We start from the raw sequence: 23296 nt of genomic DNA, 5'->3' as shown, positions 1-23296 counted from the left end.
CGAACTGAGGCGGAGCGGTGACCCAGCCCGCCCTGTTCGGCACGGCGACACCGACGCCCCGGGTCGCCGACGCCGGCCCCCGGTACACGCCGGTGGAGCTGGCGAAGCTGCTGCGGCTGCCGGCGCCCACCCGGGAGCAGGCGGCCATCATCGCCGCGCCCGTGGAGCCCCTGCTGGTGGTCGCGGGCGCGGGCTCGGGCAAGACCGAGACGATGGCGGCCCGGGTGGTCTGGTTGGTCGCCAACTCGCACGTGCGGCCGGAGCAGGTGCTCGGGCTCACCTTCACCCGCAAGGCCGCCGGCGAGCTGGCGCACCGGGTGCGTACGCGGCTCGACCAGTTGGTGCGGCGGCTCGGGCGGCGGGGGCGGGACCCGCTCGACGACCCGCTGGTGGGGGAGCCGACCGTCTCCACCTACCACTCGTACGCGGGCCGGATCGTCACCGAGCACGGGCTGCGGGCCGGCTACGAGCCGTCCACCCGGCTGCTCACCGAGGCGTCCCGCTGGCAGCTCGTCGACCTGCTGGTGCGCAACTACGACGGCGACATGTCCGAGGTGGACCGGATGCCGAGCACGGTCACCGACGCCGTGCTGGCGCTCGCCGGCGAGCTGGACGAGCACCTGGTCGACCCGGACGAGCTGGCCGCCTGGACGGGCCGGTTCTTCGCCGAGGTGCAGGCCCGCCCCGGCCGGGTCTACGCCGACGTGCGCAGGGCCCTGGCCCTCCAGCAGACCCGGCTGAAGCTGCTCCCGCTGGTGCGCGCGTACGCCCGGCGCAAGGAGGACTTCGAGGCGATGGACTTCGCCGACCAGCTCGCCCGGGCGGCCCGGGTGGCCCGGGACCACCCCGGGGTCGGCGAGATCGAGCGGGACCGCTTCCGGGTGGTGCTGCTGGACGAGTACCAGGACACCAGCCACGCCCAGGTGGTGCTGCTCAACGCGCTGTTCGGCGGCGGGCACCCGGTGACCGCGGTCGGTGACCCGTGCCAGTCGATCTACGGCTGGCGGGGGGCGAGCGCCGGCACCCTGGACCGCTTCCCCACGGAGTTCGCCCGCGCCGACGGCGCGCCGGCCGAGGTGCTCGGCCTCACCACGAGCTGGCGCAACCGCCCCGAGATCCTCGGCGTCGCCAACGCCCTGGCCACCCCGCTGCGGGCCGCCGGCGCCCGGGTGCCGGAGCTGCGCGCCGCCATGAGCGTCAAGGACCCGGTGCCGCACCGCAGCGCCCGCGGAGCCGCCGGCGGCACCGTCCACTGCGCCCTGCTCCCGACGTACGCCGACGAGGCCGACTGGATCGCCGACAGCGTGCTGCACGCCTGGCGCGGGGCGGCTGCCATGCCCGGCGCGCTGCCCGAGCACATCCCGGTGCCGCTGCGGCCGACGACGGCCGTGCTCGTGCGGCTGCGCAGCCAGATCCCCGCGATCGAGTCGGCGCTGCGCGAGCGCGGGCTGCCCGTCGAGGTGGTCGGCCTGGGCGGCCTGCTGGACACCCCCGAGGTGCGGGACGTGGTGTGCACGCTGCGGGTGCTGGCGGACCCGACGGACGGGGCGGCCCTGCTGCGGCTGCTGACCGGCGCGCGCTGGCGGATCGGCCCACGTGACCTGGTGGCCCTGCACCGCCGGGCGAAGGGCATCGCCGCCGCCCGGCGGAAGCTCGCCGACGACGGCGGCCCGGAGATCACCCCCGACCTGCTCGACGAGGCGACCCTGGTCGAGGCGCTGGCCGACCTCGGCCCGGCGCAGGCGTACTCGGCGGAGGGCTACGCCCGGCTACGCGCGTACGCCCGGGAGCTGGGGCTGCTGCGCTACCGGCTGGACCAGTCCCTGCCGGAGCTGATCGCGGACATCGAGCGCACGATCGGCCTGGACGTGGAGGTGGCCGTACGCGCCGGCCGGGACGGCGCCGGGGACGCCGGCCTGGCCCGGGGCCACCTGGACGCGCTCGGCGACGTCGCCGCCCGGTTCGGCGGCGAGACGCCGGGCGCCACCCTGTCGGGCTTCCTGGCCTACCTCGCCGCCGCCGAGGACGAGGAGCGCGGCCTCAGCCCGGGCGAGGTGGAGGTGGTCGAGGGGGCGGTGCAGATCCTCACCGCGCACGCCGCGAAGGGCCTGGAGTGGGACGTGGTCGCGGTGGCCGGGCTGAGCCGGGGCGTGTGGCCGGGGCCGGTGCGCAACTCCGACCACTGGCTGGGCGGGCTCGGCGTGCTGCCGTTCCCGCTGCGCGGCGACGCCGACGGGCTGCCCGAGCTGGGCCTGGGCGGCACCGAGGACCAGCGCGGGGTGGCCCGGGCGCTGGAGGACTTCACCGACGCCTGGCGGGCGCACGACGAGCGGGAGGAGCGCCGGCTGGCGTACGTGGCGGTGACCCGGCCCCGCCGGCTGCTGCTCTGCTCCGGCCACTGGTGGGGGGAGGGGACCAAGCGGCCGCGCGGCCCGTCGGTGCTGCTGCGGGAGGTGCACGACGCCTGCGTGGACGGCCGCGCGGGGCACCTGGTCGACGAGTGGGCGCCGGAGCCGCCGGGCGACGCGGTCAACCCGACCACCGAGGTGGTGCTTCGCGCCGAGTGGCCGGCCGACCCGCTCGGCGCCCGCCGCCCGGCGCTGGCCGAGGCAGCCGTCCTGGTCCGCCGCTTCCTCGCCGACGGCGACGCGGCGGGCCGCCCGCCGGCCGGCGAGCGGGGCGCGGCCGGCCCGGAACCCGGCGACGGGGCGGGCCCGGAACGCCGGGCCGCCGGCGACGACGCCGCCGGGGCGGCAGCCGAGCCGCCGGCCGGCGACCCGGACGTGGCGCGGTGGCGGCGGGAGGCCGACCTGCTGCTCGCCGAGCGGGCCGAGCTGACCCGGCAGGGCGGCGCGGTCGAGGTGGCGCTGCCGGGGCAGCTTTCGGTGACCCAGCTGGTGGCGCTGCGCCGGGATCCGGCGGCGCTGGCCCGGGCCCTGCGCCGGCCGGTCCCCACCGAGCCGAGCCCGTACGCCCGCCGGGGCACCGCCTTCCACACCTGGTTGGAGCAGCGGTTCGGCGCCGACCGGCTGCTCGACCTGGACGAGTTGCCGGGCGCGGCTGATGCCGACGCCGCGCCCGACGAGGCGCTGGCCGAGCTCCAGGAGCGCTTCCTGGCCAGCGAGTGGGCCGACCGGGTGCCGGTCGAGGTGGAGGTGCCGTTCGCCACGGTGATCGCCGGGGTGGTGGTGCGGGGCCGGATGGACGCGGTCTTCGCCCGCCCCGGCGGGCGGTTCGACGTGGTCGACTGGAAGACCGGCCGGCAGCCTGCCGGCCCCGCCGCCGAGGTGGCCGCGGTGCAGCTCGCGGTCTACCGGCTGGCCTGGGCGGAGCTGGCCGGGGTGCCGGTGGAGCGGGTCGGCGCGGCGTTCCACTACGTGCGCGACGGCGTCACCGTGCGCCCGGCCGACCTGCTCGACGCCGACGGGCTCACCGCGCTGATCACCTCGGTGCCGGAAAATCCGGCAGACGGTGGGCCATCCGGCGAATCCGTGATAGGTTGATCGCGTTGCAGTTATGGTTCCCAGAGACTCTGTGTGCGCCTGGAGGATTGTGGCCCAGGCGCTCTTTGTTGTGTCCGGAGTTCTCCGGGCGGGGCGACCAGAAGCGACAAGCGAGCCAGGCAGTTCCGCGTGGCGCGCTCCTCTTCGAGCCCGCAACAAGTGCGGGTTCGACGTTCCGTCAAGGAGACGAAACAAAAATGGCTATTGGCACCGTCAAGTGGTTCAACGCTGACAAGGGCTTCGGCTTCATCACCCCGGACGGCGGCGGCGCCGACGTCTTCGCCCACTTCTCGGCGATCCAGTCCTCCGGCTACCGGAGCCTGGACGAGAACCAGCGGGTCGAGTTCGAGGTGACCCAGGGCCAGAAGGGCCCGCAGGCGGAGAACATCCGCCCGCTCTGATCTTCGGATCTTCCAGGTAACACCCACCGCGCCCTCCGGGCGCGGTGACGGGACCGGTCCGCCGCACCGTCGACCTGCGTGAGCAGGCGGCGAACGGCGGCGGGCCGGGGCCCGTACCCCTTTCGGTTCGTGCTTGTGAGTCACCCGCGGCCTGGTCCGCCGGTGACAGCGCCGCCTCCGGCGCCCTCCCTCGACACGTGCCGCGTCGAGGAAGGCTTCCGCATGACCACTGTCGTACCGTCTTTCGCCCATACCGGGCTGGCCCCGGCGCTGCTCGCCGAGCTGGCCGCCCAGGGCATCACCGAGCCGTTCCCGATCCAGTCGGCGACCCTGCCGGACTCGCTCGCCGGCCGGGACGTGCTCGGCCGGGGCCGCACCGGCTCCGGCAAGACGCTCGCCTTCGGGCTTCCCGTGCTGTCCCGCACCGCCGGCCGCCGGGCCCGCCCGGGACGGCCGCTGGCCCTGGTGCTGGTGCCGACCCGGGAGCTGGCCCAGCAGGTCACCACCGCGCTCGACCCGTACGCCCGGGCCGTCGGCCTGCGCTGCGCGACCGTCGTCGGCGGCCTGTCGCTGCAACGCCAGGCGGACGCCCTGCGCGCGGGCGCCGAACTGGTCGTGGCCACCCCCGGGCGGCTGCACGACCTCATCAACCGCGGCGACGCCCGGCTGGACCAGGTCGCGATCACCGTGCTCGACGAGGCCGACCAGATGGCCGACATGGGCTTCCTGCCGCAGGTGACGAAGCTGCTGGAGCAGGTCGCCCCGGACGGGCAGCGGATGCTCTTCTCGGCCACCCTGGACGGCGGCGTGGACAAGTTGGTCCGTCGCTTCCTTACCGACCCGGTCTCGCACTCGGTCGACCCGGGCACCGCCACGGTGACCGCGATGACCCACCACGTGCTGCACGTCGACGCGGTGGACAAGCCGGCCGCGCTGACCTGGATCGCCGCCCGCGAGGGCCGCACCATCCTGTTCATGGGCACCAAGCACCGCGCCGACCGGGTCGCCCGCCAACTGTTGGCCAAGGGCGTACGCGCTGCCGCGCTGCACGGCGGCAAGTCGCAGCCGCAGCGCACCCGGATCCTGGAGCAGTTCCGCACGGGGCAGGTGACCGCGCTGGTCGCCACCGACGTGGCGGCCCGGGGCATCCACGTCGACGGGCTGGACCTGGTGGTCAACGTGGACCCGCCCACCGAGGCGAAGGACTACCTGCACCGCGGTGGGCGTACCGCCCGGGCGGGGGAGTCGGGCACGGTGGTCACCCTGGTCCTGCCGGAGCAGCGCCGGGACGTGTCCCGGCTGATGAGCACTGCCGGCATCCGCCCCGAGTCCGTCCAGGTGCGCCCCGGCGACGAGGCACTGGCCCGGGTGACCGGCGCCCGTGAGCCGTCCGGGGTGCCGGTGACGATCGCGCCGCCCCCGCCGCAGGCCGCCTCCTCGACGTCGGCCGCCGGACGCTCGGGTGGCCGGGCCGGCGACGGTGGGCGTGGCGGCGAGGGTGGCCGGGCTCCGCACCGCGCCTCGGGACGGCCCCGCCGCCCGCGGCGGCCCCGGACGCCCCGCGCCTCCTGACGCCCGCCCTCCCTCGGTCCGGCCCCGGTCGCTCTCGGGCGTGGGCAGGACTCCCGCCACACAGGCCGCCGCGATCTCACCCTGCGAATGGCACCCGTATCGGACCGGTCGTGCCGGTCCGTGAACACCCGTTCCAGACCGGCGCCGGCTGAGTCGGGAATCAGCGGACGTTACGTCCGATCGGCGACTGTTCCGGTGGCCGGTGGTGGTGGAAGCTGGGGGCCGGGGGGAACGACCCGGGCGGGACCGCCCGGCGCGGGAGGGGTGATCATGGCGGGCGACGTCGGCACGGGCGCGGTGCGTGAACTGCTGCTGGTGCTCGCGGTCGCGCTCGCCGGGCTGCTGCTCGCCATGGTCGCGGTCTTCACGCCGTGGCACGCCACCCCGGACGGGGCCGCGCCGGCCGCTCCGGTCGAGCTGCACAGCCCGACCGGGGGGCCGACCACCATCGCCGGCTGAGTCACGGCCATCGCGGTGAGCCACCGCCGTCGCCCTGGGCCGCGCCGTCGCCCTGCGTCATTGCCGTCGCTCTGGGCCGCCGCCGTCGCCGGCTGAGCCACCATCGTCCGAGCGCTGCGGCGGGGCCGCCGCCGGGGGCGACGGTCAGCGGGTGGGGGCCTGCCGCGTGTCGACCGCCGGGTGCTCCGTGCCCAGCAGGTCGGCGAGGGTGGTCCGGTCGACCACCAGGGCGACCGCGCCGTGCACGGCCAGCCAGACGTCCCGCAGGCCGGTCGCCGCGCCCCGGTAGCCGGCCTGTTCGGCCGGCAGCCCGCGGACCGTCGTCAGCGATCCGCCGACCGCGCGGAGCACGTCGCCGACGCTGATCTCGGCCGCGGGGCGGGCGAGGGTGTACCCGCCGTCCGTGCCGCGGTGGCTGTGCAGCAGGCCTGCCCGGCGCAGGTCGACCAGGATGCCCTGGAGGAAGCTCAGCGGGATGTCCTGGCGGCCGGCCAGGGCCGCGGCCTTGACCAGCCCGCCGCCGCCGACCGGGTCGGCGGCGGCGACGGCGAGCATGGCCTGGAGTGCGTAGTCGCTGCGCGCGGAGACGTACACGTCACTGACCGGCCTGGTCCAGTACGCCCCAGCGGCGCCGGATCGCCTTGTCGGCCGCCCCGAACGCGGCGTCGACCACCAGACCCAGGACCAGGATCACGATCATGGTGGAGATCAGCCAGGGCGAGTCCGACAGCTCCCGGGAGTAGGTCAGCTGAGCGCCCAGCGAGGTCTGCGAGATGCCGACCACGATCAGCTCGCCGGCCATCAGGCTGCGCCAGGAGAACGCCCAGCCCTGCTTGAGGCCGGCCACGATGGCCGGCAGCGCGGCGGGCGCGATGACGTACCGGTACAGGTTCAGCCCCCGGGCGCCGAGGTTGCGGCCGGCGCGCAGCAGCAGCGGCGGCACGTAGTCCACGCCGGCGATCACGCCGTTGGCGATGGACGGGGCGGCGCCGAGCACCACCACGAAGAAGATCGCCTTCTCGCTCAGCTCGAAGAGCAGGATCGCCAGCGGGAACCAGGCGATCGAGGGCATGGTCTGCAGTGCCGTGATCATCGAGCCGATCGCCGCCCTCAGGATCCGCGACCGGGCCACCGCGAGGCCGACCAGCAGGCCCACGGCGACCGAGAAGAGGTAGCCGACCGCCGCCCGGCGCAGCGTGGTGGCGAGTCCGTCCCAGAGCTGGACGCCGCTGACCTGCCGGAGCAGCTCCTGCCCCACTGCGGCCGGGCCGGGCAACGCGTACTCGGGCTTCCAGCCGGTCCAGACCACGACCTGCCACGCGCCGACGGCGATGCTGAGCGCGGCCAGCTTCGGCCAGGTCGCGGCCCAGAGCCGGGCGGCCCGCGGCCGGCTCTGCTCCCGGCCGGCCAGCTCCAGGGCGTCCAGCCCCGAGATCTCCGCGTCGGTACGCGGGACGGCGGCGAGGGTGTCACCGGCCATGGCGGCCCACCTCCGTACGCAGGCGGTCGGTGACCTCGGCGGCGACCGCGGCGACCTCGGGGGAGTCGATGCGTCGCGGCCGGGGCACGTCGACCGCGGTGGACCAGATGATCCGGCCGGGCCGGCTGGAGAGCAGGATGATCCGGTCGGCGAGCCGGGCCGCCTCCCGGACGTTGTGCGTCACGAAGAGCACGGTGAGCCGCCGCTCGGTCCAGATCCGTTCCAGCTCGTCGTGCAGGATGTCGCGGGTCATCGCGTCCAGCGCGCCGAACGGCTCGTCCATCAGCAGCACCGGCGTGTCCAGGGCGAGGGTGCGGGCCAGCGCCACCCGCTGGCGCATGCCGCCGGAGAGCTCGTGGGGGCGCTTGCGGCCGAAGTCGGCCAGGTGCACCGTGCCCAGCAGCTCGGCGACCCGTTCCCGGCGCGCGGCCCGGGGCAGCCCGCGCAGCTTGAGCGGCACCTCGACGTTGCCCTCGACGGTCAGCCAGGGGAAGAGGGCCGGCTCCTGGAACATCAGCCCCGGCTCGACCCCCTCGCCGAGGGCGATCCGCCCGCCGCTGGGCCGGTCCAGGCCGGCCACGAGGTTGAGCAGCGTGCTCTTGCCGCAGCCGGAGGCCCCGACCAGGCAGACGAACTCGCCGGGCGCGACGTCGAGGGAGACCCCGTCCAGGGCGAGGACGGCGTTCGCCCCGCGCCCGTACACCTTGGTGACGCCGTGCAGCGCGACCGAGCCGGTCGCGCTGCGGGGCGCCGTCGTCGTCGACGTCATGGTTGGACGACCTCGGCCTTGCCTTGGCCCTTGAGCACCTCGTTGAGGTACGTCAGGTCGTAGAGCCCGTCGAGGCTGACCGGCTGGGTCAGCCCGACCGCGACGGCGTGGTCGAGCCCGGTCTTCAGCGAGGAGGCGATGGGGTCGTTGGTGAACTCCAGCGTCGGCCAGGCCTGCTTGATCAGCTTGAGGTCCAGCGGCTTGCCGCTGATCTTGCCGATGTGGTCGGAGATGGCCTGCTGCGCCTCGTCGGGCTTGCCGTTGACGAACTCGTTCGCCGCCACCTGCCCCTCGACCAGCTTCTTCACCACGTCGGGGTGGGCCTTGAGGAACTTGGTGCTGACGATCAGGTTGGTGATCACGAACTTGCCGTCCGGCCAGAGGTCGCGCTCGTCGACGAGCACCTTGCCGCCCGCGTTGACCAGCCGGGAGACGAACGGCTCGGGCACCCAGGCGCCGTCGATCGCCCCGCTGCCGAACGTCTCCACCGTCTGGGCGTTCTCCTGCGGGATGATCTTGACGTCGCCGCCGCCCTCCTTGGTCGTCGTGAGGCCCTTCTCCTTGAGCCAGTGGCGGATCGCCACGTCCTGCGTGTTGCCCAGCTGCGGGGTGGCGATCTTCTTGCCCCGCAGTTGCTCGACCGACGTGATCTCGGGCTTCACCACGAGCGCGACGCCGCCGGAGGCCGCGCCGGAGACGACCCGGACCGCCTCGCCCTTGGACTTCGAGAAGGCGTTCACGGTGGGGTTCGGGCCGATGTACGTGGCGTCGAGCGCGCCGGAGAAGATCGCCTCGATCGCGGCGGGGCCGGCGTTGAAGGTCTTCGTCTCCAGCGTGACGCCGGTGCCGAGCTTCTCGGCGAAGATGCCCTTCTCCACGCCGACCACCGCCGGCGCGTGGGTGATGTTGGGGAAGTAGCCGAGCCGCAGGGTCACCGGGCCGGAGCCGCCACCCGCGCTCTCGCTGTCGTCGCCGCAGGCGGCGGCGGTGCCCAGGGTCGCCGTGCCGACGACGGCGAGGGTGGCCAGGGAGACCAGCCGACGCAAGGGGAGCCGTCTCATCGTCCATCCAATCCGCAGTATTCCTACTTAGTTGGTAGGAAGAATGGGTCAGGCGGTGAGCTGGAGTCAAGGGTCAACCGCATGACGGGACTGGCGTCTCGTCAAAGACGGCAATCTCTACCTATTGGATGGGTTTCGCGGCGTCCGGGACCGGCGTCGCCGCCGGCCGCCGAGACCGGCGGGCGCGCCGGTTGGTACGCCGGCCGCGGCGGCTGGCCGAAGGTCGGCGATGGCGCGGGTGTCGACGCGCTAGGGTCGATCCCGTGGCGGCGCGGAGATCGAGAATTCCAGCGACGAAGTACCCGGTCGAGCGGTTCACCCTCGACAACGGCCTGCGGGTGGTCCTGACCCCCGACCGCAGCGCCCCGGTGATCGGGGTGGCGGTGGTCTACGACGTCGGCATCCGCTCGGAACCGGAGGGGCGCACCGGCTTCGCCCACCTCTTCGAGCACCTGATGTTCCAGGGCTCGGAGAACCTGGAGAAGCTGGCCCACTTCCGGCACGTGCAGGGGGCGGGCGGCACCTTCAACGGCTCGACCCACCTCGACTACACCGACTACTTCGAGACGCTGCCGAGCAACGCCCTGGAGCGGGCGCTGTTCCTGGAGGCCGACCGGATGCGCGGCCCGCGGCTGACCGAGGAGAACCTGCGCAACCAGGTCGACGTGGTCAAGGAGGAGATCCGGGTCAACGTGCTCAACCGGCCGTACGGGGGCTTCCCCTGGCTGACCCTGCCGCCGGTCATGTTCGACACCTTCCCGAACGCGCACGACGGCTACGGCTCCTTCGTCGACCTGGAGTCGGCCACCGTCGCCGACGCCGCCGACTTCTTCCGCCGCTACTACGCCAGCGGCAACGCGGTGCTGGCCGTCAGCGGCGACATCGACGTCGCCGAGGCGACGGCGCTGGTCGAGCGGCACTTCGGCGACGTGCCGGCCCGGCCCGCGCCGGAGCGGCCCGACTTCGCCGAGCCCGACCTGACCGCGGAGCGGCGCACCTCGTGCACCGACAGGCTGGCCCCGCTGCCGGCGGTGGCCGGCGCCTGGCGGGTGCCCGACCCGGTCACCGACTTCGCCGGCTACCTGCCGTACGTCGTGCTGGCCGAGGTGCTCACCGACGGCGACGCCTCCCGGCTGGTGGAGCGGCTGGTGCAGCGGGACCGGGCGGTGACCAGCCTCGGCGGTTACCTCGGCTTCATGGGCGACCCGTTCGACGTGCGGGACCCGACGGCGCTGCTGCTCCAGGCGCACCTCCCACCCGGCGGGGACGTGGACAAGGTGCTGCGCACCATCGACGAGGAGCTGGACCGGCTGGCCACCGACGGTCTGACGGAGGGTGAGCTGGCCCGCACCCAGGCCCGGATGGCGACCCACCTGCTGCGCGACACCGACGCGGTGCTCGGCCGGGCGCTGCGGATGGCCGTCCTGGAGCAGCAGCGCGGCGAGCCGGGGCTGCTCAACGACCTGCCCCGGCTCGTGGGCGAGGTCACCGACGAGCAGGTCCGGGCCGCCGCGGCCACCCTGCGGCCCGAGCGCCGTGCGTCCATCGAGGTCATCGCCGGAGGTGCCCGGTGAGCGCGAGGAGTGAGCCGGGTTTGCGAGCCCCGCAGTCGCGAACGAAGGCGGGTCCGGTGAGCGCGAGGAGTGAGCCGGGTTTGCGAGCCCCGCAGTCGCGAACGGAGGAGGGCCGATGACGGTAACCGCACCGGCCGGGCCGCGGGAGCTGCCGCCGCTCGGCCCGAACCGCAGGCTCAAGCTGCCGAAGCAGGCCGAGCGCACGCTGGGCAACGGGCTGACCGTGATCGCCGTACGCCGGCCGGCGGTGCCCCTGGTCGAGCTGCGGCTCTGGATGCCCTTCGGCCGCAGCCACCTCGCCCGGGGCGCGATGCTCGCCCAGACCCTGCTCTCCGGCACCGAGGGCATGTCCAGCGTGCAGATCGCCGCCGAGCTGCAGAAGGTCGGCGGCGGGCTGTCCGCCGGGATCGACCCGGACCGGCTGATGCTCTCCGGCGCCGGCCTGGTCACCGGACTGGACCGGATGCTGGAGATCCTCGCCGACGTGCTCACCGGCGCGACCTACCCGAACGAGGACGTGGCGACCGAGCGGGACCGGCTGGTCGACCGGATCCAGGTCGCGCAGAGCCAGCCCTCGCACCTGGCCCGCACCGCCCTGCTCAAGCGGGTCTACGGCAGCCACCCGTACGCGGTGCAGACCCCGGACCCGGAGGCGGTCCGCGCGGTCCGGCCGGGGGTGTTGCGCACCCTGCACGCCCAGCGGGTGCATCCCGCCGACGCGGTGCTGGTGCTGGTCGGCGACGTGCAGCCGGAGCGGGCGCTGGACGCCGCCGAGAAGGCCCTGTCGGGGTGGAACGGCGCCGGGCACACCGCCGACCTGCCGCCCGCCCCGCCGCTGGAGCCCGGGCCGCTGCTGCTGGTCGACCGGCCGGGGTCGGTGCAGTCCTCACTGCGCATCGCGCTGCCGGCGGTGCCCCGCACCCATCCCGACCACGCCGCGCTGCAACTGGCCAACCTGCTCTTCGGCGGCTACTTCTCCTCCCGCTGGGTGGAGAACATCCGCGAGGACAAGGGCTACACCTACGGCCCCCACTCGCTCGTCGAGCACTCGGTGGCCGGGTCGGTGCTGGTCGCCGCCGCCGAGGTGGCCACCGAGGTCACCGGGCCGGCGTTGCTGGAGACGACGTACGAGCTGGGCCGGCTGGCCAGCCTCCCGCCCCGCGAGGACGAGCTGGAACAGGCCCGCCAGTACGCGCTCGGCACCCTCCAGCTCGGCATGTCCACCCAGGCCGGGCTGGCCTCGTTGACCAGCGCGTACGCCGGCAACGGGCTGCGGCTGGAGTTCCTGGCCGAGCACGCCGCCCGGCTGGCGAAGGCCACCGTGGCCGACGTGGCGGAGGCGGCGGCCCGCTACCTCGCCCCGGCCCGTGCGGTGACCGTGGTGCTCGGCGACGCCGAGCGGATCGCACCGCAGCTCGCCGCGCTGACCCCGGTCGTCACCGAGCCGGCGCGGCCGTGAGCGGGGAGCCCACGCCGCCGCTGGCCCGCTCCACCCTGGACCGGGCGGCGCACCGGCGCACGGACCCGGGATGGCTGGCGCAGGCGTGGGCCAGGGCGCGGGTGCTGGTGCTCGACTCCGGCGACGAGGGCCGGGCGCTCGTGCGCACCGACACGTCGCCGCCGGCGTTGGTGCTGCTGGACGCGGCCGACCTGCCGCCGGCGGCGTCCCCGATGTTCCTCGGCGTCGAGCCCGACGGCGTGCCGGTCTTCGCCGTGGACGCCCCGCTGCCGGCGGTGCCCGGGGCCCGGCCGGCGCACCTGCGCGAGGTCGGTCACCTGCTGGTCGACCGGGACGCCGGGCTGTTCACCACCGCGCTGGCGCTGGTCAACTGGCACCTGCGGCACCGTTACTCGTCGGCCACCGGGCATCCGACGGAGGTGGACGAGGCCGGCTGGTCCCGCGTCGACCGGGCCGGGGAGCGGATCTGGCCGCGTACCGACCCGGCGATGATCGTGCTCGTGCACGACGGCGTGCCGGGGCCGGGCGGGCGGTGTCTGCTCGGCAACAACGCCACCTGGCCGCAGACCCCCGGCGAGCGCCGTTTCTCCTGCCTCGCGGGCTACGTCGAGCCGGGGGAGTCGGCCGAGGCCGCCGTGCTGCGTGAGGTCCGTGAGGAGGTCGGCGTCCCGGTCGAGGACATCGCGTACGCGGGCAGCCAGGCGTGGCCGTTTCCCGGCTCGCTGATGCTGGGCTTCCTCGCCACGGCCGACCCTGAGCACCCGGTGCGGCTCGACCCGGCGGAGATCGCGTACGCCCGGTGGTTCACCCGCGCCGAGATCGGGGCGGCCCTGGCGGGGCGGCCGGTGGAGGTGGGCGGCGCCCGACTGGTCCTGCCGCCGCGGTCGTCCATCGCACTGTTCCTGATCCACCGCTGGCTCGACGGCCACTGCTGAACCGGCACCTGCGAGGCCGGGCCGGTGACCGCGCGGACGTGCGGTCCCGGCCCGTGGCCGCCGTTGCCGCGACGGTCACGGGCCGGGAACACGGGCCGTCGTGGTCGGCTGGGCAAGGAACGCGGCGGGGGAGCCGGTCGGCCACGACGGACGTCTCGGGCCGGGTCAGCTACCCCGGTCGCTTCGGGTTCGCCAGCCGAGGGCCGGCTCGTCGAGCGGGAGCACCTTGACCCGCTGTTTCCCGGAGCGGACCGCGCCCACCGTGGACAGGGCCCGGGCCAGCAGCAGCGCGGCGTCCCGGTCCTCGGCGTGCACGATCTGTCGGCGTGGTTCGGGCGTGGTGGTCTCGTCCCGCAGGCGGCCACCGCACGCCCAGGTGGCGGCGATGTCCACGTCGGCTGCGGCGCGGATGTCGGTGCGAACGATCAGGAAACGCATGTGGGTCTCCGGATGAACCGCGACGGTGGGGAACGGGTGGAAGTTCCACGTCACACTCTGTCGCCATGCTACGCCCCGCACACGTCTCAGCAAGTGAAACCCGACGATCGGTGCGGAGCCTCGTCCGATCAGCGGATGCCTGGTCAACGCGGACGCGGGCCGGAGACGCGGCGGGGGCGCCGGCATCGTGCCGGCGGCCCCGCGACGGTCGGCGGATCAGTTCAGATCGAACTGTCCGTTCTTGGCACCGGCGATGAAGCCCAGCCAGCCCGCCCGGTTGAACAGCAGCACCGGGCCGCCCTGGTCCTTGCTGTCCCGCAGGGCCACCGCGGCCGGCCCCGTCCCCAGTGGCGCGACCTCGACGCAGTTCGAGGTCTGGCTGCGCGTGCTCTTGCGCCACGGGGCGTCGGCGAGCCGCGCGCGGACGGACGGCGTGTTGCGGATCTCGTTCATGGTCTCACTCCTGAGGTGAACTGCACCGATGGAACGAGTGGCGTCGCACGACCCGACGGTGGTCCCCCGTGATCACCGTTCCGTCAGGCGCCCTGAGTGCCGGCGGCGCTGGGTCGGCGCCGTTGCCGACCCGTACGCCACCGTGGACGCGGTCGCCGTGCCGGGCAGCCGTCCCGTCGCCTCGATCAGCCAGGAGAGGGTGTCCGATGCGGAGAGTGCCGCCGTGCATAACCACTCGAACACCACTTTATAGCGATTTAGCGCGTTTACCTCGGTCGACATGACGTCGGTGAACCCCCCTTCGATGGCCAGCGTCTCCGGATCGAGGGGGTCCGCGAACCGGTAGACGGAGAACGCCGTCGGCGGGAGGTACCAGTTGTCGATCTGGGTGTCGCGGGGCAGCACGTGCAGCGTGATGTTCGGCAGCATCGCCAGCTCGCAGAGCTGCCCCAACTGCTCGCGCAGCACCTCGGGCGGCGCGGTCCGGACGCCGAGCGCCGCCTCCTCCAGCACCGCCGTGTAGCGGGGCGCGTCGGACGTGCGGGTCAGCAGCGACTGGCGGGCCAGCCGGGCCCGCACCTCGGTGTCGACGTCCTCCCCGGCCTCCGGGTCGCCCGCCTCCTCGTCGACCTGGCGGGCCGAGGCGATCCGCACCGACGCGTAGCCCGGCGTCTGGAGCAGGCCCGGGACCAGGACCGGGTTGTACTCGGAGATCTCCGCGCAGCCCGCCTCCAGCTCGGCGAAGCTGCGCTGCTGCTGGGTCATCACCGGGTAGTTCTTCAGCCAACCGCGTATGTCGCCGGCCTCCTGGGTGATGCCGAGGAGTTCCTCGCGCAGCGCTCGCTCGGCGCCGTAGAGGTCGAGCAGGACGCGGACGTCGTCGGGATCCGGACGGCTGCGGCCGTTCTCCAGGCGGGACAACTTGGACGCGGAGGCCCAGCCGATCCGCTCGATGACCTGGTCCCCGGTGAGACCGCTGGCCTCGCGCAACCGGCGCAGTTCGGTGCCCAACCTGCGGCGGCGCAGGATCGGGCTGGGTGAGGCAGGAGGCACGACGTCCTCTTTTCCGTGGACCGCCGCAGACGCGACGGTAACTGTATGAAATTCGCCCCCCACGGTCAGTATGGACGGCGCAACCCCCGCCGGAGGTCCCGGCGGGGGCGTGTCTCGCAGAAAAGAGGACCGTGGAAGGGCGTGGCGGCCGGTACGACGCCGTCCCGACCCGACCGTGGGACTCCCGACCGCGCCGAGGCGCGCACCACCCCGCCGGAGGGACCCCATGCGCACCGTCCTGCGCCGCCCGGATTTCCGCCTGCTCTTCGCCGGCCTGCTCGCCAGCATGGCCGCCGAGTCGATCCTGCTGCTCGCCCTCGCCATCTGGGTGAAGGACCTGACAGGGTCGGACGGGCTGGCCGGAGCCACCATCTTCGCGGTCATCGCGCCGATGACACTGGCCCCGCTGGTCGGGTGGTTCGTCGACCGCTACCCGCGCCGCCCGTTCTTCGTGGCGGCGAACCTGGTGACGGCGGTGCTGCTCACCCCGCTGTTCGCCGTCCGCGACCGGGCCGATGTGTGGATCATCTACGCGGTGGCGGCCCTGTACGGCCTGTCGTACATCACACTCAGCGCCGCGCTCAGCGGCCTGATCCGGCAGCTCGTTCCGCTGGACCTGCTGGCCGAGGCCAACGGCGTGCTCCAGACCGTACGCCAGGGGCTGCGGCTGATCGGCCCGCTGGCCGGCGCCGGCCTCTACGCCGCCGTCGGCGGGTGGATGCTGGCGGCCATCGGGATGGTCGGGTTCCTGTCCGCGGCAGCCGTGGTCGGGGCGCTGCGGACGACGGAGTCACCGCCCGCCGGGTCCGGCTCGCGCTGGCTCGCGGAGGTGGGCGCCGGGCTGCGGCACCTGGCCCGGGAGCCGGCGCTGCGCCGGGCGCTGTTCGGCTACGGGCTGGGCTCGCTGGCGATGGGTTTCAGCGAGTCGCTGATCTTCGCGTACGTCGACCGGGGTCTCGGCCGGGACGCCGCGTTCGTCGGCGTGCTGGTCACCGTGCAGGGGATCGGCGGGCTGGTCGGCGGGCTGCTCTCCCCGGCGGTGGTGCGCCGGGCGGGCGAGGTGGGCACGCTGGCCGCCGGGGTGGCGTTCTTCGGGCCGGCCTCGCTGGCGCTGACGTACCCGAACCTCTGGCTCGGCTTCGTCGCGGTGCTGCTGGCCGGGGTGTCGTTGCCGCTGACCATGGTCGGCCTGCACACGCTCATCCAGCGACGCACCCCGCCCGGGCTGCTCGGCCGGGTCGCCGCGGCCTCGGAGGCCGTGGTGAGCGGCCCGCAGGCGTTCTCCATCGGCGCCGGGGCGCTGCTCGTCGGGGCGCTGGACTACCGCCTGCTATTCGCCCTGATCGGCCTGGCCACCCTGCTCGCCGGCGGCTACCTCTGGCACGGCCGCACCCTCAGCCCCCCGCCGGTGGCCCGGATCCCCGCCCCGCGCCGCCCGGCCGACCGGCCCGGCCCCGCCGAGGGGCTCGCCCCGGCCGACCGGCTCGTCCCCGCAGGGCAGGAGGCCGTCGGCACGAGTCGCCCGCGTCGGGGCCGGTGACGGCTCCGGCGGGGTCGGCCCCGCACCCGGCCGCCCGGGCCGCCGGGCGGCCGGACGCGACGAGCGGCCGACCCGTCCGGGCCGGCCGCTCGTCGGGTGGTGCGCCAGGTCAGGCGGACAGGCCGGCCAGGTGCTGCTTGACCTGCGTGATCGAGGGGTTGGTCAGGGCGCTGCCGTCGGCGAAGCGCAGCGTCGGGACGGTCTGGTTGCCGCCGTTCACGCTCATCACGAAATCCGCGGCCTTCGGGTCCTGCTCGATGTCGACCACCTCGTACCCGATGCCCTCCCGGTCGAGCTGCGACTTCAGCCGGTGGCAGTAGCCGCACCAGGGGGTGGAATACAGCGTCAGCATGGTCAGATCCTCCAACGGTCCGCCCGGCGGCTTGCCGATCAAGCCCAGGCTAACCGCTGCAACGCCCGGCGGAGCTGAGACAATTCCTCGCTGTGGTGGTTCACTCAGCGTCCGAACGCGTGCTCGCCGGTCTGGATCCGGAGCAGCGGTCGGCGGTGACCGCCCCCGCCGGCCCCGTCTGCATCCTGGCCGGCGCCGGCACCGGCAAGACCCGGGCCGTCACCTCCCGGATCGCCCACCGGGCGTTGTCCGGGGAGATCTCGGCCCGGCACGTGCTGGCGGTGACCTTCACCGCCCGGGCCGCCGCCGAGATGCGGAGCCGGCTCGCCGTGCTCGGCGTGCCGGGGGTGCAGGCGCGGACCTTCCACGCGGCGGCGCTGCGCCAGGTGCGCTACTTCGCGCCCCGGCTGCTGGAGGGGCGGGCCATGCCCGAGCTGCTGGACAGCAAGGTCCGGCTGGTCACCCTCGCCGCGGCCAAGGCCGGCCTGCGCGCCGACCGGGCGGCGGCCCGGGACCTGGCCGGTGAGATCGAGTGGGCCAAGTCGTCGCTGGTGGAGCCGGCGGAGTACGTCGTCGCGGCGGCCAAGGCGCTGCGGGACACCCCGCACGAGCCGACGAAGGTCGCCGACGTCTTCGCCGCGTACGAGCGCCTCAAGCGGTCCAACGGCGTGATCGACTTCGAGGACATGCTGCGTGCCGCGGTCTGGGGGATCGAGGAGCACCGGGACGTCGCCGAGCAGGTCCGCGCCCAGTACCGGCACTTCGTGGTCGACGAGTACCAGGACGTCAACCCGCTCCAGCAGCGGCTGCTGGAGGCGTGGCTCGGCGGCCGGGACGACCTGACCGTGGTCGGCGACGCCAGCCAGACGATCTACTCGTTCACCGGGGCCACGTCGTCCTACCTGGTCGACTTCCCGCGCCGGTACCGCGGGGCGACGGTGGTCCGGCTGGTCCGCGACTACCGCTCCACCCCGCAGGTCGTCGGGCTGGCCAACGCGGTGATCTCGCAGGCGCGGGGCGCCGAGGCGCGGCTGCGGCTGGAGCTGGTCGGCCAGCGCCCGCCCGGCCCCGAACCGGAGCTGCGGATCTTCACCGACGAGCCGGCCGAGGCCAACGCGGTCGCCGCCCGCTGCCGCGCGCTGGTCGACGCCGGCACCCCGGCCAAGGAGATCGCCGTGCTGTTCCGGACCAACGCGCAGTCCGAGGCGTACGAGAAGGCGCTGACCGAGGCGCGGGTGCCGTACGTGGTGCAGGGGGCGGAGCGGTTCTTCGAGCGGGCCGAGGTGCGGCAGGCGATGGTCGCGCTGCGGGCCGCCACCCGCGCGATCCCGGGGGAGACCCCGCTGCCGGCCGCCGTGGTCGAGGCGCTCGCGGCGGTCGGCTGGGCCCCCGACGCCGCCCCGGCCGGTGGCGCCGCCCGCGAGCGGTGGGAGGCGCTCGCCGCGCTGGTCCAGCTCGCCGAGGAGTACGCGGCCACCCCGGAGGTGCTACCGATCGGGCCGGCCGCCTCCGTCGAGCGCCCGGTCAGCCTGGCCGACTTCAACGACGAGCTGGCCCGGCGGGCCGCCGCCCAGCACGTGCCGACCGTCGACGGGGTGACCCTGGCGTCGCTGCACTCGGCGAAGGGGCTGGAGTGGGACGCGGTCTTCCTGGTCGGCCTCTCCGAGGGCACCCTGCCCACCACGTACGCCAAGACCGTCGAGCAGGTCGAGGAGGAGCGCCGGCTGCTCTATGTCGGCATCACGCGGGCGCGGGAGTGGCTGTGGCTGTCGTACGCCTCGGCCCGTTCGCCGGGCGGGCGGGCCCGGCGGCCGTCGCGGTTCCTGCCGCAGCTGGACCGCTCGGGCGGCGCGGAGCGGGCCGGCGCCGGCCCGGGGCGGCGGCCGGAGCGGCGACGGACCCAGATCGTGTCCTGCCGGATCTGCGGCGCCACCCTGCTCGCCGGGCCGGACCGCAAGCTCGGCCGTTGCCCCACCTGCCCCTCCGACATCGACGACGAGCTGCACGAACGGCTGCGCGAGTGGCGCCAGCGGGTGGCCGGCGGGCAGCGGGTTCCGGCCTATGTGGTCTTCACCGACGCCACACTGGTCGCGCTGGCCGAGCGGCGTCCCGCCCGGGCGGAGGAACTGATCGCGATCGCCGGCATCGGGCCGCGCAAGCTCGGCCTCTACGGGGAGGCGGTGCTGGCGCTGGTGGCGGGCGCGGCGGTCGACGACGTCTGCCCGGAGAAAAACTTCGAAATCTCGTCGTAAATTCGTTTGCCCTCGCCCCCGGGCGAGGAATAGCCTCATGGCACACCTCGCGAGCGGCGCCATTCGGGCTGCTCATGAGGGGTCGAGACCGTGTCGGCACGAGAGAACGTCAGGGAGGTGGCACCAATGGAGATCTTCTACACCAACGAGCGTCCGGCGGCGCTGCCCGCTGCCGTCGTTCCGCTGTCGGCTGTCCGGGTGGCCCTCGCCGCTCCGCGACCGTCGGTTCCGCAGGTGCACCAGGTCGAGGCTCAGGCCGAGCTGATCCTCGTCCCCGCGCCGACCGGAATCCAGGGGACCAGTGGCTTCACGGGCAAGGGTGTCGATGTCGCCAACAAGCGCATGGACGTCCGCGGAGTTCCACCTCGAGGTAGACCAGTCTGATTCATCAGACGACCGGCTCACCTCGAGGCCGCGGAACCCGCTACCGGGATCCGCGGCCTCAGTTTTTTGCCCGCCAAGTACGTCGGAAGTGCGATCCACGAGATCGAAAACGAGAGAGAGGTGACCGGGCGATGAGTCTGGCGTTGGCCCCGCTCGACGTGAGCGTCGAGGTGGAGGCGAACCTGCCCTGCCGGAAGTTCGACCCCGACCTGTGGTTCTCCGACTCGCCCGCCGAGCTCGAGCTGGCCAAGTCGCTCTGCGGGGACTGCCCGCTGCGCGTCGAGTGCCTGGCCGGCGCGGTGGAGCGGGCCGAGCCCTGGGGCGTCTGGGGCGGCGAGATCTTCGAGCGTGGCGCGGTCGTCCCGCGCAAGCGGCCCCGTGGTCGCCCGCGCAAGGAGGACCTCGCCCGCGACGCGGCGCTCCGGGTCGAGGCCGAGGCGCGGCTGGCGGCCAGTGGGCTGTCCGAGTCGCGCAACGCGGTCCGGCTGGCGGCCTGACATGAACCCGATCCGTCCCACCCACGCCGGTCTCGCACCGGCGACGAGAGAGCTGACCACCATGCTGAACGTTCTTAACGGAGTCGCCGAAATGCAACTACTTCACGAAGCGTTGTCCCGGGCTCGAATGCGCCGGCCTCAGGCCGGTCGTACCACCACGAGCACTGAGGCAACCCGTTCCGCCCGTACCGTCGCCATGAGTAGCCGCAACCGATCGGCTCGCGACCTGGGCGTTCTCTAGATCCACACTGATGCCCGAGGGGCGGTGGCCGGTTCGGCCACCGCCCCTCGGCGTGTTCCGTGCGTCGTCCTCCGGCGCCTGTCGCGCGTTGTCGCGTCGCGGGGGCGGGTCAGGGGACCGGGGCGAAGCCCGGCAGCCAGCGCTCCAGGATGCCCCGGTAGGGCGCCTTGGCCTCCAACTGGCAGAGCACGCCGATCGACCCGAGCGTCACCCGGTGGATGAGCAGGTACGACGGCGGCAGGTTGAGCTGCCGGCTCAGTTGGTACGCGGGGGAGCGGGGGCTGGCCAGCCGGGTCGCCTCGGCGCGCAGCCAGGCCCGGCTGAACCGGAATTCCTCGGCGGCGATGGGCTCCAGCATGGGGCGGAGGAAGTCGAGCACCGCCTGGGCGTCGATCTCCTCGGTGGGGGCGATGAAGCCCTCGGACCGCAGGCCCGCCACCACCTCGTCGGCGTTGCCCCGCAGGGCCAACGCGGCGATCCGGCCGATCGGCTCGGGAGTGCCCTCCGGCATCCGGGCCACCGCGCCGAAGTCGATCACGCCGAGCCGGCCGTCCGGCAGCAGCCGGAAGTTGCCCGGGTGCGGGTCGGCGTGCAGCAGCCCGGCCCGCTGGGGCGCGGACAGGTGCAGGATGGCCATCAGCCGGCCGGCCTCGTCGCGCTGCTCCTCGGTGCCCTCGCGGATGATGTTCGCCAGCGGGGTGCCCTCGACCCACTCGGTGACCAGGACCCGGGGCGACGCGGAGACCACCGCCGGGATGTAGATCTCCGGGTCGTCGGCGTACGCGGCGGCGAAGGCGCGCTGCGACTCGGCCTCCAGCTCGTAGTCGAGTTCCTCGGTGATCCGTTCCCGCAGCTCGACCAGGAGCGGCTTGACGTCCAGCCCGGGCTGGATCGCCCGGAACATCCCGCCCAGCCGGGAGAGCTGCTTGAGGTCGGTGAGCAGGGCGTCGCCCGCGCCCGGGTACTGGATCTTCACGGCGACCTCGCGGCTGTGCGGCACGCCCGACGGGCCGTAGCCCGGCTCCCGCCACACCGCCCGGTGCACCTGGCCGATGCTGGCCGCGGCGGCCGGCGCGTCGTCGAACTCCACGAACCGGTCCCGCCAGTCCGGGCCGAGCTGCTCGGTGAGCACCTTGTGCACGCTGGCCGCCGGCAGTGGCGGCGCGGCCTCCTGGAGCTTGGTCAGCGCCTGCCGGTAGGGGGCGGCGATCTCCTCGGGCAGGGCGGCCTCGAAGACCGACAGCGCCTGGCCGAACTTCATGGCACCGCCCTTGAGCTGCCCCAGCACGCTGAACAGCTGCTCGGCGGTGCGCTGCTGGATCTCGGCGGAGATCACGTCGGAGGCGAGGCCGGTGACGCGCTTACCCATGCCCAGGACGGTCCGACCGGCGAAGCCGAGCGGCAGAGCGGCGAGCTTGGCGGTCCGGGACACGGCCCGGCGCGGGATGTCGGTCACCCGGTCATTGTTACCGACTCAGGGGGCCTGCGGCTGCTCTGCCGCCGGGCTGGGTGGCTGGACCCCGCCCTTCGCGGGCCGCCGGCCGGGCCCGGGGGCCCGGCGGACGGCCGTCGCCGCGTCCCCGCGCGGGTCACCATCGGCCGGGGCGGCCCACTTGCGGTGGTCACCGGCGTCCGCCGGGGCGGCGCACTTGCGGCGGTCACCGGCGTCCGGCGGGGCGGCCCACCGGTGGTGGTCACCGGCGTCCCCGCGCGCAGCCGCAGGAGGGGTGCGGGGGCCACACCCGGCGGCGGAACCGGCCGGGCCCGGGGATCTCCACCGCGCAGCCGAGCGTCTCCGGGGCGCTCCCGTCGAGCTGGGCGAGCGCCTCCGCCGCCGCGTACGCCCCGGCCGCGAGGAGCGTCGCGGTGGCGCACGCCTGCTCCGCGCCGCCGGCGAGCTGGGCGGCCAGCGCCGGCCAGTCCGGGTCGAGGTCCGTCCGGTGCAGGTCGAGGCAGTTCAGGCAGGGGCCGGCGGGCGGGCGGACGAGCGGGCCGACCACGGGCACGCCCTCCCGGAGGGCGACCAGCAGGTGCGGCTGGCGGCGCCGGGCGTGCGCGGCGGCGAGCAGGGCGGCCGGGCGGTCCGCGCCGAGCAGGACGACCAGGTCGGCCCGACCGGGCCGGAGCGGACCCGTGCCCGTGCCCGGGGCGGCGCGCTCGACGGCGTCGCGTACCGCCGGGGCCAGCGGACGGCCGATCGCGGCGGCCGGGATCCCGGTGCCGACCAGGTCCGCCGGGCGGACCGGGCCGGTCAGGTCCGGGTGCACGTGCCCGACTCCGGCCTGGGCCAGGGCGAGGGCGATCGGGGCGCCGAGGCGGCCGGCTCCGCTGACCACGACCCGGGCGGCCAGCCGGCGGCGCAGCACCTGGGCGGGCGTGCCGGGCAGCCGGGCGGCGACCAGCGCCAGCGCCCCGGCCTCGGCGGCGAGCCGGGCCCGGGACGGGCCGGCCAGGTCCCTCGGCAGCAGCGTGTGCGCGGGTACGACCAGGCCCGCGGCCCGCAGGGCGTCGAGCAGGGTGCGGGCCGCGTCGGGCGCCACCTCGGCGGTGACGGCCTGCTCCAGCACCAGCCGCTCGCTGCGGGTGCCGTCGAGCAGGTCGAGCAGCCGGGCCGCCCGGGGATCGGCGATCTCCAGCAGGACGGCGCGGCCCGGCTCGACGCCGAGCTGGAGGGTGTGCCGGTCCCGCCAGAGGCGGGTGAGGCCGGGCAGCAGCGTGGGGCGGGGGAGTGGGGCTCGACGCATGACAACGAATCGTGACCGCGTCCGTGCTGTCCGTCGATCGTTGTCCACAGGTGCGCGGCTCCCTGTCCAGCGCTGTCCACAGGACATCCCGCGATATCCACAACCGGCCGGTAACCATGTCGGTGAGCC

Annotated in this window: 21 protein-coding genes; 11 read left to right on the top strand and 10 right to left on the bottom strand. The window is 74.6% G+C overall.

Annotated elements, in window-relative coordinates:
- The first annotated feature begins 17 nt into the window (after positions 1-17).
- From ACZ6Q9_RS05325 to ACZ6Q9_RS05310, 4 genes are all read left to right on the top strand, one after another.
- Positions 18-3503: an ATP-dependent helicase gene (locus ACZ6Q9_RS05325; protein ID WP_396827885.1), complete on the top strand. Its 3486-nt coding sequence runs from the start codon at positions 18-20 to the stop codon at positions 3501-3503.
- A gap of 197 nt (positions 3504-3700) precedes the next feature.
- Positions 3701-3904, top strand: a complete 204-nt coding sequence (gene cspE / locus ACZ6Q9_RS05320) for a transcription antiterminator/RNA stability regulator CspE (RefSeq protein WP_007464836.1) — start codon at positions 3701-3703, stop codon at positions 3902-3904.
- A 222-nt stretch (positions 3905-4126) separates the two neighbouring features.
- Positions 4127-5476: a DEAD/DEAH box helicase gene (locus ACZ6Q9_RS05315; RefSeq protein ID WP_396827883.1), complete on the top strand. Its 1350-nt coding sequence runs from the start codon at positions 4127-4129 to the stop codon at positions 5474-5476.
- A 270-nt stretch (positions 5477-5746) separates the two neighbouring features.
- On the top strand, positions 5747-5935 hold the full coding sequence (locus tag ACZ6Q9_RS05310; RefSeq protein WP_357455658.1) for a hypothetical protein: 189 nt from the start codon (positions 5747-5749) through the stop codon (positions 5933-5935).
- A gap of 144 nt (positions 5936-6079) precedes the next feature.
- Here ACZ6Q9_RS05310 and ACZ6Q9_RS05305 read toward each other — a convergent pair whose 3' ends face one another.
- Genes ACZ6Q9_RS05305 through ACZ6Q9_RS05290 form a run of 4 tightly spaced genes read right to left on the bottom strand, consistent with a single transcriptional unit; the run spans position 6080 to position 9245 of the window.
- Entirely contained in the window at positions 6080-6529 is a 450-nt protein-coding gene (locus tag ACZ6Q9_RS05305) for an RrF2 family transcriptional regulator (RefSeq protein ID WP_393261318.1), read from the bottom strand.
- Position 6530: 1 nt separating this feature from the next.
- The gene (locus ACZ6Q9_RS05300; protein WP_393261316.1) at positions 6531-7415 is read right to left on the bottom strand and encodes an ABC transporter permease; all 885 of its coding nucleotides are present in this window, start codon (positions 7413-7415) and stop codon (positions 6531-6533) included.
- A complete protein-coding gene (locus ACZ6Q9_RS05295) occupies positions 7405-8184 on the bottom strand; it encodes an ABC transporter ATP-binding protein (protein WP_393261313.1) in 780 nt (259 codons plus the stop codon). Before ACZ6Q9_RS05295 ends, ACZ6Q9_RS05300 begins: the two co-directional genes overlap by 11 nt.
- Complete coding sequence (locus ACZ6Q9_RS05290) at positions 8181-9245, bottom strand: ABC transporter substrate-binding protein (protein WP_396827881.1); 1065 nt, start codon at positions 9243-9245, stop codon at positions 8181-8183. Before ACZ6Q9_RS05290 ends, ACZ6Q9_RS05295 begins: the two co-directional genes overlap by 4 nt.
- Positions 9246-9508: 263 nt before the next feature.
- Here ACZ6Q9_RS05290 and ACZ6Q9_RS05285 point away from each other — a divergent pair, with 263 nt between their 5' ends.
- The 3 genes from ACZ6Q9_RS05285 (at position 9509) to nudC (ending at position 13213) form a co-directional block, all read left to right on the top strand.
- On the top strand, positions 9509-10819 hold the full coding sequence (locus ACZ6Q9_RS05285; RefSeq protein WP_393450778.1) for a M16 family metallopeptidase: 1311 nt from the start codon (positions 9509-9511) through the stop codon (positions 10817-10819).
- Between the two features lie 115 nt (positions 10820-10934).
- Positions 10935-12278 carry a M16 family metallopeptidase gene (locus ACZ6Q9_RS05280; protein WP_393450781.1) on the top strand — a complete coding sequence of 448 codons (1344 nt, stop codon included), beginning with the start codon at positions 10935-10937 and terminating at the stop codon, positions 12276-12278.
- The gene (gene nudC, locus ACZ6Q9_RS05275; RefSeq protein ID WP_393450784.1) at positions 12275-13213 is read left to right on the top strand and encodes an NAD(+) diphosphatase; all 939 of its coding nucleotides are present in this window, start codon (positions 12275-12277) and stop codon (positions 13211-13213) included. The genes ACZ6Q9_RS05280 and nudC overlap by 4 nt, the downstream gene beginning before the upstream one ends.
- Positions 13214-13378: 165 nt before the next feature.
- Here the strand turns inward: nudC and ACZ6Q9_RS05270 are convergent, their stop codons facing one another.
- From ACZ6Q9_RS05270 to ACZ6Q9_RS05260, 3 genes are all read right to left on the bottom strand, one after another.
- Positions 13379-13651, bottom strand: coding sequence for a hypothetical protein (locus ACZ6Q9_RS05270; RefSeq protein WP_393450787.1), 273 nt, complete (start codon positions 13649-13651; stop codon positions 13379-13381).
- Positions 13652-13867: 216 nt separating this feature from the next.
- Positions 13868-14104, bottom strand: coding sequence for a DUF397 domain-containing protein (locus ACZ6Q9_RS05265; RefSeq protein ID WP_350682274.1), 237 nt, complete (start codon positions 14102-14104; stop codon positions 13868-13870).
- Between the two features lie 72 nt (positions 14105-14176).
- Complete coding sequence (locus ACZ6Q9_RS05260; protein ID WP_393261301.1) at positions 14177-15157, bottom strand: helix-turn-helix domain-containing protein; 981 nt, start codon at positions 15155-15157, stop codon at positions 14177-14179.
- 226 nt (positions 15158-15383) lie between these two features.
- Between ACZ6Q9_RS05260 and ACZ6Q9_RS05255 the strand changes: the two genes are divergently transcribed.
- A complete protein-coding gene (locus tag ACZ6Q9_RS05255; RefSeq protein WP_396827878.1) occupies positions 15384-16697 on the top strand; it encodes an MFS transporter in 1314 nt (437 codons plus the stop codon).
- A gap of 109 nt (positions 16698-16806) precedes the next feature.
- Here ACZ6Q9_RS05255 and ACZ6Q9_RS05250 read toward each other — a convergent pair whose 3' ends face one another.
- Positions 16807-17049: a mycoredoxin gene (locus ACZ6Q9_RS05250; protein WP_393261298.1), complete on the bottom strand. Its 243-nt coding sequence runs from the start codon at positions 17047-17049 to the stop codon at positions 16807-16809.
- 92 nt (positions 17050-17141) lie between these two features.
- Between ACZ6Q9_RS05250 and ACZ6Q9_RS05245 the strand changes: the two genes are divergently transcribed.
- From ACZ6Q9_RS05245 to ACZ6Q9_RS05235, 3 genes are all read left to right on the top strand, one after another.
- Positions 17142-19301 (top strand): ATP-dependent DNA helicase UvrD2, encoded by a 2160-nt coding sequence (locus ACZ6Q9_RS05245; protein ID WP_396827876.1) that lies wholly within the window; start codon positions 17142-17144, stop codon positions 19299-19301.
- 126 nt (positions 19302-19427) lie between these two features.
- The gene (locus tag ACZ6Q9_RS05240) at positions 19428-19685 is read left to right on the top strand and encodes a hypothetical protein (RefSeq protein ID WP_396827874.1); all 258 of its coding nucleotides are present in this window, start codon (positions 19428-19430) and stop codon (positions 19683-19685) included.
- Positions 19686-19816: 131 nt separating this feature from the next.
- Positions 19817-20182, top strand: coding sequence for a WhiB family transcriptional regulator (locus tag ACZ6Q9_RS05235; protein WP_350682265.1), 366 nt, complete (start codon positions 19817-19819; stop codon positions 20180-20182).
- A 350-nt stretch (positions 20183-20532) separates the two neighbouring features.
- On the opposite strand, the gene ACZ6Q9_RS05230 is transcribed toward ACZ6Q9_RS05235, so the two are convergent.
- Both ACZ6Q9_RS05230 and ACZ6Q9_RS05225 read right to left on the bottom strand, forming a co-directional pair.
- Positions 20533-21879 (bottom strand): ABC1 kinase family protein, encoded by a 1347-nt coding sequence (locus tag ACZ6Q9_RS05230; RefSeq protein WP_396827872.1) that lies wholly within the window; start codon positions 21877-21879, stop codon positions 20533-20535.
- A 238-nt stretch (positions 21880-22117) separates the two neighbouring features.
- Positions 22118-23167, bottom strand: coding sequence for a hypothetical protein (locus ACZ6Q9_RS05225; RefSeq protein WP_396827870.1), 1050 nt, complete (start codon positions 23165-23167; stop codon positions 22118-22120).
- Positions 23168-23296: the final 129 nt, after the last annotated feature.

The sequence above is a fragment of the Micromonospora sp. NPDC049139 genome (genome assembly GCF_055586845.1).
Note: the sequence above shows the minus strand (reverse complement) of the source record. Positions and strands in the feature narration are given on the sequence as shown.